This is a genomic window from Hymenobacter agri (genome assembly GCF_054778495.1).
Genome location: NZ_BAAGZM010000101.1, coordinates 1 through 10434, shown reverse-complemented (window position 1 = coordinate 10434; position 10434 = coordinate 1). Strand labels below are relative to the sequence as shown.

The following is a 10434-nucleotide window of genomic DNA, read 5'->3' as shown; positions in this document are numbered from 1 at the left end:
GGCGGCCATCGAGGCCGGCCGGCCGGCGCGCATCCTGCACCGCCTCACCCAGCCCGCCGACCACCCGGTAAGCCTCTTCCACCCGGAAGGCGCTTATTTGAAGGGGCTGGTGCTGGCGGTGGAGTAAGCCTTTTTGGATACTTGCAGCGGCGCTCCGAGGCAGACAGCAAACGTCGGCCGCGGAGCGCCGCTTTATTTTTGGCAGTTTCGGCAAAACCTCTCCCCCCGCTGTGGCGGTTAGCAGTCCAGTGTTCAAGAAAAAGAAAATCAACATTGCACCCTCACGCCAGCCCGTGGCCATTATTGGCGCGGGGGTGGCGGGGCTGGCCACGGCGGCGCGGCTGGCGGTGGCCGGGCACCCGGTTACGGTGTTCGAGGCCGGGCCTTCGTTTGGGGGCAAGATGCACCAGTTCACGCTGCCGGGCGGGTACCGGTTCGATGCCGGGCCGTCGCTGTTCACGCTGCCGCAGCTGGTGGATGACATTTTCCGGCTGGCCCACCGCGAGCCCGCCGACTACTTCCGCTACGAGCGGCTCGACCCCATTACCCGCTACTTTTTTGCCGATGGCACCCGCCTCACGGCCTGGGCCGACGCGGCGAAATTCGCGGGCGAGGTGGAGGAAAAGCTCGGCACGCCGGCGGATGAAGTGACGCAGTTTTTGGCCCGGGCCGGGAAGGCCTACGATGCCACGGCGGGCACGTTTCTGCACAAGTCGCTGCACAAGGCGGGCACCTACTTCAGCCCCGAAACGCTGAAGGCGGTGGCTGCGCTGCCGCAGCTGGGCCTGCTGGGCACCATGCATCAGCGCCACGCCAGCGCCTTCGGCCGCGACCCGCGGCTGGTGCAGCTCTTCGACCGCTACGCCACCTACAATGGCTCCGACCCCTACCAGGCGCCCGCCACGCTGAGCATGATTCCGCACCTGGAGCACGGCATCGGGGCATTTTATCCCGAGGGCGGCATCTACGCCATTGCCGAGAGCCTGCACCGGCTGGCGACGGAATTCGGGGCGAAGTTTCGGTACAACGAGGCGGTGGAGGAAATCATCGTGGCCGACGGGCGCGTGACGGGCTTGCGCACGGCCCAGGACGTGTACGACTTCGGCCAGGTGGTGAGCAACATGGACGTGGTGCCCACCTACCGCCGTCTGCTGCCCCGCGAGCCCGCCCCCGAGCGCACGCTGGCCCAGCCCCGCTCCTCCTCGGCCCTGATTTTTTACTGGGGCATCGCCCGCGAGTTTCCGGAGCTGGGGCTGCACAACATCTTCTTCTCGCAGGATTACAAGGCTGAGTTCGATGCGATTTTTCAGCAAAAAACCGTAGCCGACGACGTGACGGTTTACGTGAACATCACCTCCAAAAAGACGCCCACCGACGCCCCGGCCGGCCACGAAAACTGGTTTGTGATGGTGAACGTGCCCCACGACCAGGGCCAGGACTGGGATGCCCTCACCCGGCAAACCCGCGCCGCCGTGCTGCGTAAGCTGCGCCAGGCGCTGGGCACCGACGTGGAGCCGCTCATCGCCGCCGAAAAAGTATGGACGCCGCCGGGCATCGCCGCCGACACTTCGTCGTTTGGCGGGGCGCTCTACGGCAGCTCCAGCAACAACGCGCTGGCGGCTTTTCTGCGGCACCCGAATTTTTCGGGGCGGCTCGAAGGGCTGTACTTTTGCGGCGGCTCGGTGCACCCGGGCGGCGGCATTCCCCTGTGCCTGCTGTCGGCCAAAATCGTTTCGTCTCTTATCAATGAGCAATAAGTAATGAGCAGTGAACAATTGACTGAGTAGCCGCTGGCATTTCTCAATTGCTCATTGTTCATTGCACATTGCTCATTCCAACCTTATGCCTGATTACACCGAGCCGCTCCCGGCTGCGACTACCCGCCGGCTGCGCATCGCGCAAGGGCTGGTGCTGCTGTTCCACCTCACGGGCTTTGTGGGGCTGGCTTTTTCTGAGGACCCAAGCTTTTACCTGCGGTTTACGCCGCTCACGCTCGGGCTCACGGCGCTGCTGCTGCTGTGGTTTCAGGAAGGGCGCGATGCCAGCTTCTGGGGCTTTTGCCTCACGGTGGTGCTGCTGGGCTTCGGGGCCGAGTTTGTGGGCGTGAACACGGGCAAGGTCTTCGGGCACTACACGTACGGCGACACGCTGGGCTTCAAGCTGTTCGACCAGCAGCCCTTCAGCGGCGTGCCGCCCATGATTGGGCTAAACTGGCTGGTGCTCACCTACGTGTGCGGCATGCTGGTGCGCTACCTGCCGTTGGGCGAGCTGGCCCGCATTCTGCTGGCGGCCGGGCTCATGGTGGGTTTCGATGCCTGCCTGGAGCCGGTGGCGGGGCGGTACGACTTCTGGCACTGGACGGCAGGCGTGATTCCGTTTCAAAATTTTCGCGACTGGTTCATCTTCGCCTGCATTTTGCAGATGCTTTTTAATCGCACCACGTTTGCCAAGCATAACGCACTGGTACCGTTGGTATATCTGACGCAATTACTGTTCTTCTTTCTATTGGGGGCGTTGAAATAAAGCAGGTGGCGGATGAACTAGCCGGGCACCGAAGTTGTCTGGCAGCCGCGCCGGTAGCGCAATTGCTGCCTTTATTTGCTGCTATGCCCACTTCTACGCTCTCGACAATTTCGCTGGAGGCCGCCATGCCGGTCTTCTACCAACTGGGCCTGGCCGGGGCACCTGATGCCCGGTTGGCAACAGCTTTGGGCACCACTCCAGATGCGCTGTTGGCGCAGTTTCCGAGCCGCGAGCTATTGGTGCACCACACGATGCTGGCCGACTTGGAGCGGCAAAAGCGCGAGCACGTCGAACTATATGCCCAGTTTCCGACGGCTGTGGAGCGCCTCTACGGCCTGCTCGACTTGGGCCTGCGCGACCTCAGCAAAATGCCGGATACGTTCTACAGCGAGTTGCAGGCCGGCTTCCCGGAGTCGTGGGACGCAGTGATGGACCATCTCACCACCTACTCGGCCCCGCAGCTACAACAGCTGCTCAACGACGGCATTCGGGCCAAGCTGTTTCGGTCCGACATCAACATTCAGCTCGTGACCAAGATTATTCTGGAGCAACTGAACATGATGCTGAACCCGCTGGTGTTTCCGCCCGACCGCTACAACATGCGCGAGGTGTTCCGCAGCATTTTCCTGTACTACATTCGCGGCATCTGCACCGATGAAGGCGCGCGGATTGCGGCCGAGCATTTTGCCCGGCTGTAGGCAGCCCCGACCGCGCCGTCGGGGGTAACTCTCTGTTCGGATGCGTGTAACCACATGGCGCGGCTGGCTGCTGCCGGCCGCCGCGGGCCTGCTATTGGCGGCCTGCCAGGGCAAAAAATCGTCGTCGGCCGAAGGCTCGAGGACCGTTATTAAAAACGAAAGCGCCACTGCCGACACGGCCAGCGTAACCGCTCCCAACGACGGCATTACGCCCGCGCTCATGGCCCGGCATATCAAGGCGCTGGCGTCGGACGAATTCCAGGGCCGGCGGCCGTTTACGGCGGGCGAGGAAAAGGCCACGGCTTACCTAGCTTCGGAGTTTAAGAAGCTGGGGCTGAAGCCGGGGCCGACGGGCTCTTACTTCCAGGCGGTGCCGCTGGTGGAAATTGTGGGCACACCCGATTCGGTAGCAACCATTGCGGGCAACGGCAAGACGCTGCCGCTGAAGTATCGGCAGGACTTTATGTTCCTGAGCGAGCACGAACAGCCGCTGATTGAGGTGAAGAACTCGCCGCTGGTGTTTGCCGGCTACGGCGTGACGGCTCCCGAATACGGCTGGGATGACTACGCCGGCCTCGACGTGAAGGGCAAAACCGTGGTGGTGCTCATCAACGACCCCGGCAACGCGGGCAACGACACCACCATGTTCAAAGGCAACGCCATGACCTACTATGGCCGCTGGAGCTACAAGTACGAGGAGGCCGCTCGCCACGGTGCCACGGGCCTGCTCATCATCCACGACACCAAGCCCGCCTCCTACCCCTGGACGGTGGTGCAGAGCAGCAACGGCGGCGCCAAGCTGCGCCCCCAAACCGCCGACAAAGGCGCCAGCAAAGTGGCCCTCGAAGGCTGGATAGCGCTGGATGCGGCCAAGCGCCTGTTCACGGCCGCCGGCCAGAACTACGACGAAGCCTACGCCGCCGCCAACAAAAAAGGCTTTAAGGGGAAAGCACTGGGGCTGAATCTGACCACGACCATCCACAACAAAATCACCCGCAAAACCTCGAAAAACGTGGTGGCGGTGCTGCCCGGCACCACGCGGCCGCAGGAGTACATCATCTACACCGCGCATTGGGACCACCTGGGCATCGGCAAGCCGGTGGCGGGCGACTCGATTTACAACGGTGCGCTCGACAACGCCAGCGGCTGCGCTGGCCTGCTGGCCATTGCCACGGCCTTCCAGCAAGCCCGGGAGAAGCCGCAGCGCAGCATCGTGTTTCTGGCTGTGACGGGCGAGGAGCAGGGCCTGCTGGGCTCGGGCTACTACGCGGCGCACCCGCTGTTCCCGCTGCGCAACACGGTGGCCGATTTGAACATGGACGAGTTGTTCGGCTTCGGCCCGATGCGCGACCTGACGGTGGTGGGCTACGGGCAGTCGGACCTGGACGACTATGCCCGCGCCGCCGCCCGGGAGCAGAACCGCTACGTGCTGCCCGACCAGCACCCCGAAACCGGCTACTTCTACCGCTCCGACCATTTCAGCTTCGCCAAAGTGGGCGTGCCCGCCCTCTACGCCCGCGGCCTGTTCGAGAGCCGCCTGCACGGCAAGGCCTACGCCGAGGCCCAGCGCGTGGGCTTCGACGAGAAAAACTACCACCAGCCAAGCGACCAGTACGACCCCACCTGGGACCTGCGCGGTGCCGCCCAGGATGCCCGCCTGCTATTCCGCGTAGGCCAGCGCCTAGCCGGCGAAACCACGTTCCCGAAGTGGAAGAATGGCTCGGAGTTCAAGGCCGCGCGGGAAAAGAGCTTAGCTGGTAAGTAATATCGGCTGTCATGCTGAACGCAGTGAAGCACCTTATCACGTTCGAACGACTTGTTCTAGCGTGATAAGGTGCTTCACTGCGTTCAGCATGACAGTCACTACTTCAGCACTTGTAGCGGCTGCTTCACATCTATCTGCCCCTGCTGCTCCAGCAGCTTGGCGGCGGCGGTGAGCTGGGCCGGGTCGTGCACGTTCACGAGGACGAGCGGGCCGTTGGGGCCGGTGATGGTGAGCAGAAAGGCTTTCTCCGGCCGCAGGCGCTGCTTGCGCAGGGCCGGCAGGTTTTCGCGCAGATACCGGAGCGTGGCTTTGTGGTCGCGGGTGACGAGGATGACGGGCAGCACCTCGCCGCTCCGGGCCCGCTCCAGGGCTTTGGCGGAGTTGAGGATGGGCGTGGTGGAGTAGGTGAAATTGCTGCGGAACCGGTCGCGGAACGGCTGCACGGTGGCCTGGAAATCGTCGGCATCGGTCCAGTAGAGCACGTTGCGGAAGAGGTTGACATAGCTGGTGGCGGCCTGCGGAAAGGTGCGGTCGAACAGGGCCACGGCCTCGTGCACGAACAGGCTGTCGATGGTGCGGCCGCGCTCCACGTAGCTCGTCATTAGCGGGTAGAGGGCGTGGGCGTATCGGTCGATGTAGTCGTCGTAGTACCACTCCCCGGGTTCGGGGCGGCCTTTTTGCTGGGCGTAAATCCACTCGCCGGCCACGGTGGCCAGGGCCTCCTCCATCAGGTTGTAGGCGTAGCGATGGTTGGGCGAGGGGTGGCGCAGGTACCAGCCTTCGAGCTGCTGCTGCAAGCCCAGGCGCTGCTGGGCCGAGAGCGTGTGGCTCATCTCATGAAACACCACGGCCGAGCCATCCACGAAGGAGCGCGACTGGGGGTGGCAATCGAGTAGCACCAGGTTGCCCATGGCCGTGGCGTGGTTGGTAAAAATCAGGCCATTAAAACCCTGCTTCACATCGAGCTGCGGCGTGAGCAGAATGCGGTAGGGCAGGTTATCGGGCCACACGCTGCCGTAGAAGGTGCGCAGCTGGCCGAACTTCGGCATCAGCTGGCTTTGGGCAAGGAAGTCGGCATAGGCGGTGCGCAGGCGGCCCAGCTCGGCGGCGTGGGGCTGCCAGGCCAGCGTATCGAAGGCGGGCGTGAAATAGCGGTACACGCTGTCGAGGCTGGTCAGCGTCTCGTTGGGCAGCAGGCCGGCCGTGCGGCGCAGCAGGTCGGGCAGGTCGTGGGCGTCGGCGCTGGCAGCTAGGTAGGTGGGCTGAATGGAACCCACGCTGCCCAGCCGGCCGGCCGGGTAGCCATCACGGTCGAAGCCGGGGTCGAGGTTGAGACTGTGGTAGCGGCGCAGCCAGCGCCGGGCCACCGGGGTGTTGAAGCGGCTGGCCTCAAACGCCTTCCGGCTACCCCGATACGTGTTGCTGCCGCCGGCCAGGGTTTCCACGAAGCGCACCAGCGCGTGGGTGCGGCTCACTTCCACCGTCACGGCCGGGCCGGGGCTGGCCGGGGTGGCCACCTGCGCCCGCAGCGAAAGGGAGAAAAGCCAAAACCCGAGGAATAACAGCTGCTTCATGCCGCTAAAAGTAGCGCCGGAAGCAGAAGCCAGGCAGACATGGCCAATTGCTGATGCGCGTCGCAAACGGAGCCGGTAGCCGCCCAGCACTTATGTACCGGAAATATACCCATCGTCGCATTCGCCTTCCAGTTATGTACCCCGCATGTACTTGTTGCCACTAGCAAAACGAGCCTATGTACTTGTCATAAACTTATCGAATCGACGCACATTCAATATCATATTAATAACCAGCCTAATAAACACAGCCGCGCCGTCCAGGCCAGCGTCCGTATCCAGTTGGTGCGCGTGAGGCCGTCGATGGCAATGTAGTCGAACCCGTGTTCGAGGCGGTTATGGAAGGGCACCGAGATGAAGAACGTGGCGGCCCACACCAGCGCCACCAGCCCCAGGCTCCACCAGCCGGCGCCGGCAGGCAGGGTGGCGCGGCCGACCCAGGCCAGCCACGCGGCCAGGGCCAATTCCAGCACCATCGGGGCCATCACCACGTAGCTCATGCGGCGGGTGTGGGCGCGGTGGAAGGCCGGCCACGCCTCCTTCGGCACCAACCCGAAGCTGGGGTAGTGCACCACCTGCACCGTCCAGATGAGGCCGGTGAGGTAGGCGGCCGCGGCGAAATTGAGTAGGAGCAGCAGGTGGAGCGTCATGAATGAAAAAATATTTTCGGCCGAAACATAGCGGTTTTTGCGTGCTTGCGCGCCACGCAAACGTTCCCGTAAAGAAACGGGCCGCATTGGGCCGGCAGGGCATTATTTCCGTACCCAGTGGCTGGTGCGTAGGTTCGCACCGCACCTTTTGCCCGCTCTTATGTCCGTAAGCACCGAAAGCCTGACCCAATTGTTCCCGCCCGACGCGGCGGCGATTCCCGAAGCCTGGCAGCTGGCCGAGCCGCTGCACCAGCGCCAGTACCTGCTCGATGGCGAGCTGCGCGAATGGGCCGGCCCCACCCAGGAAGTCATCTCGCCCATGTTCGAGCGCCGGCCCGATGGCTCGCTCGCGCCCCGCGTCATCGGCTCTTACCCGCTGTTCGACGAGGCCGAAGCCCTCAAGGCCCTCGATGCCGCCGTGCAGGCCTACAACCACGGTCGCGGCGAGTGGCCCATGATGAGCGTGGCCGAGCGCATTGCCGCCGTGGAGAAATTCACCCGCCTGATTGTGGCCCGCAAAGCCGAAATCGTGAAGCTGCTGCTTTGGGAAATCGGCAAGTCGGCCGCCGACTCCAACAAGGAGTTCGACCGCACCATCGACTACATCCGCAACACCATCGATGCCCTCAAGGATATCGACCGCGACTCGTCGCGCTTCACCATTGAGGAAGGCATCATCGGCCAGATTCGGCGCTCGCCGCTGGGCGTGGTGCTGTGCATGGGCCCCTTCAACTACCCGCTGAACGAGACGTTCTGCATGCTCATCCCAGCCCTCATCATGGGCAACACCGTGCTGTTCAAACCCCCGAAGCACGGCACCCTGTTGCACTTCCCGCTGCTGGCCGCCTTCGCCGAAGCATTCCCCAAGGGCGTGGTGAACACCGTGTACGGCCGCGGCAATACCGTGGTGCCGGCCCTCATGGCCTCGGGCAAGATTGACGCGCTGGGCCTCATCGGCAGCAGCCGGGTGGCCGACTCGCTCAAGAAAATGCACCCCAAAAGCAACCGCCTGCGCGCCATCCTGGGCCTCGACGCCAAGAACGCGGCCATCATCATGCCCGACGCCGACCTCACGGTGGCGGTGCAGGAGTCGCTGCTCGGCGCACTCAGCTTCAACGGGCAGCGCTGCACGGCACTCAAAATCTTCCTGGTGCATGAGAGCGTGGCCGATGAATTCGTGCGCCTGCTCGCCATCGAAATCAATAAGCTGAAGCCCGGCATGCCCTGGGACGCGGGCGTGAATATCACCCCCCTGCCCGAGCCCCAGAAACCCGCCTACCTGGCCGGAATCATCGCCGATGCCGAAGCCCACGGCGCCCGCGTGATGAACGAAGGCGGCGGCACGGCGGCCGGCCCGCTGGTGTACCCGGCCCTGCTCTACCCGGTGCAGGCCGGCATGAAAGTGTGGCGCGAGGAGCAGTTCGGCCCGGTGGTGCCGGTGGCCCACTTCGCCCAGACCGAGGAAGCTATTCAGTACCTCATCGACTCCGACCACGGCCAGCAGGTGAGCATTTTCGGCTCCGAATCGCAGGAAGTGGCCGACCTCATCGACCAGCTCGTGAACCAGGTCAGCCGCGTCAACCTCAACGCCCAGTGCCAGCGCGGCCCCGACACCTTCCCCTTCACCGGCCGCAAAGACTCGGCCGAGGGCACCCTCTCGGTGAACGACGCGCTGCGCTCATTCAGCATCCGCACGGTAGTGGCCACCAAGATGACCGACGCCAACAAGCACCTGCTGAATGAAATTGTGGACGGGCAGGAAAGCAGCTTCCTGAGCACGCGGTTTATTCTGTAAACACTCTGCCAGCCTTTTGAGAACGTCATGCTAAGTTTGTCGAAGCATCTCTACAGCAATAGTAAAATCAATTACTTACGCGGTAGAGATGCTTCGACAAGCTCAGCATGACGTTCTTTTTATTCCGTTCTGCCCATCCTACTCCCCCTCCGCCGCAGCCAGCTCGGGCGCGGCTACCGGCACGTTCTGGTCCTGCGGCAGCGTCACGATGAACTCGGTGAAGGCCCCGACTTCGGAACGGGCCGTGAGGGTGCCGCCGTAGCCCTTGGTCACGATGTCGTAGGTAAGCCAGAGGCCCAGGCCGGTGCCCTCGCCGGGCGGCTTGGTGGTGAAAAAGGGGTCAAAAATCCTATCGATTACGCCGGGCGGGATGCCGGGGCCGTTGTCGCGCACGTGCAGCTCCACCGCGTTGCTGATGCGGCGGGTGCGCACCCGCACCGAGGGCACGTAGTCGTCGCACAATAGGGCGGCCTTCTCGTGCACGGCGTAAAAAGCATTGGTGAACAGGTTGAGCAGCACGCGGCCCAACTCCTGCGGCACCACCTTCAGCGGCCCCAGCGCGGGGTCGAGGTCGAAGCGGCGGGCCACCTCAAAGTTGTGATGCTTGGTTTGCAGGGCGTGGTAGGCCAGGCGCAGGTACTCTTGGGCCATGCTGTTGAGGTTGACGGGCTGGCACTGGCCGGGGTCGGCGTGGGCGTGCTCCAGCATCCCCTTCACAATGCCCGAGGCCCGGCTGCCGTGCTGGTTTATTTTGAGCAGGTTCTGGCGCAGGTCGCCCAGCAGCTCAGTGGCCAGGCCGGCATCGGGCGTGGGCTGCTGGTGGGCCTCTTCCAACTCATTCAGCAGCTCCAGGCTCACTTCGGCAAAGTTGTTCACGAAGTTGAGCGGGTTCTGCATCTCGTGGGCCACGCCCGAGGTGAGGGCCGCCAGCGCCACCATTTTCTCGCTCTGCACCAGTTGGGTCTGGGTGGCCTTGAGCTTGGTCAGGGTCAGGTCGAGGCGGTCGCGTTGGCGGCCGATTTCCTCGTTTTTCTCGTTGAGGGTGCGGTTGGCGCGTTGTTTCAGGAAGATGTTGCGGGCCAGCAGGCCCAGCAGCAGCAGCAGACCGCCGAGGCCCGCCAGCAGCGCCCGCATCTCCTGTCGCTGCCGGAAGGCTTTCTGCGTTTGCAGCTCGCGGCTTTGGGTGAGCAGGGCAATCTGGTCCTGCTTCTTGTCGAGCTCATAGCCGTAGCGCAGGGCGCTGGTGCGCTGCTGCGTGAGCTCGCCCGACACCGAGTCGCGGTAAGCGGCCCACAGGCCCTGGTAGCGGTAAGCCTCGGCAAATTGCCCCTGCCCGGCATAGGCCCGGGCCAGAATGTCGCTGGCATTGCGCAGGTTCTCGTTGCTGCGCGAGCGGTGGCTCAGGGCGAAGGCGTGGCGGGCCAGCGCCAGC

General features: G+C 63.8%; 8 protein-coding genes and 1 pseudogene. 6 read left to right on the top strand and 3 right to left on the bottom strand.

All coding sequences use genetic code 11. The features are described 5' to 3' along the window. The 5 genes and pseudogenes from ACYVDE_RS07715 to ACYVDE_RS07695 form a co-directional block, all read left to right on the top strand. A pseudogene (locus ACYVDE_RS07715) lies at window positions 1–127 on the top strand (class I SAM-dependent rRNA methyltransferase); the annotation flags it as partial. Between the two features lie 103 nt (window positions 128–230). Beyond that, the gene (gene crtD / locus ACYVDE_RS07710; RefSeq protein ID WP_460500906.1) at window positions 231–1757 is read left to right on the top strand and encodes a 1-hydroxycarotenoid 3,4-desaturase CrtD; all 1527 of its coding nucleotides are present in this window, start codon (window positions 231–233) and stop codon (window positions 1755–1757) included. A gap of 85 nt (window positions 1758–1842) precedes the next feature. Then, on the top strand, window positions 1843–2523 hold the full coding sequence (locus tag ACYVDE_RS07705; RefSeq protein ID WP_460500905.1) for a carotenoid biosynthesis protein: 681 nt from the start codon (window positions 1843–1845) through the stop codon (window positions 2521–2523). An 83-nt stretch (window positions 2524–2606) separates the two neighbouring features. Then, window positions 2607–3221 carry a hypothetical protein gene (locus ACYVDE_RS07700; protein WP_460500904.1) on the top strand — a complete coding sequence of 205 codons (615 nt, stop codon included), beginning with the start codon at window positions 2607–2609 and terminating at the stop codon, window positions 3219–3221. Between the two features lie 40 nt (window positions 3222–3261). Next, the gene (locus ACYVDE_RS07695; RefSeq protein WP_460500903.1) at window positions 3262–4986 is read left to right on the top strand and encodes a M28 family metallopeptidase; all 1725 of its coding nucleotides are present in this window, start codon (window positions 3262–3264) and stop codon (window positions 4984–4986) included. 98 nt (window positions 4987–5084) lie between these two features. On the opposite strand, the gene ACYVDE_RS07690 is transcribed toward ACYVDE_RS07695, so the two are convergent. Together ACYVDE_RS07690 and ACYVDE_RS07685 are read right to left on the bottom strand one after the other, a co-directional pair. Continuing rightward, on the bottom strand, window positions 5085–6560 hold the full coding sequence (locus tag ACYVDE_RS07690; RefSeq protein ID WP_460500902.1) for a hypothetical protein: 1476 nt from the start codon (window positions 6558–6560) through the stop codon (window positions 5085–5087). 218 nt (window positions 6561–6778) lie between these two features. After that, window positions 6779–7207, bottom strand: a complete 429-nt coding sequence (locus tag ACYVDE_RS07685) for a hypothetical protein (RefSeq protein WP_460500901.1) — start codon at window positions 7205–7207, stop codon at window positions 6779–6781. Window positions 7208–7367: 160 nt separating this feature from the next. Here ACYVDE_RS07685 and ACYVDE_RS07680 point away from each other — a divergent pair, with 160 nt between their 5' ends. Further along, window positions 7368–9002, top strand: a complete 1635-nt coding sequence (locus tag ACYVDE_RS07680) for an NADP-dependent glyceraldehyde-3-phosphate dehydrogenase (RefSeq protein ID WP_460500900.1) — start codon at window positions 7368–7370, stop codon at window positions 9000–9002. 138 nt (window positions 9003–9140) lie between these two features. Here ACYVDE_RS07680 and ACYVDE_RS07675 read toward each other — a convergent pair. Continuing rightward, the coding region (locus ACYVDE_RS07675) for a sensor histidine kinase (protein WP_460500899.1) at window positions 9141–10434 on the bottom strand (1294 nt) is incomplete at its 5' end.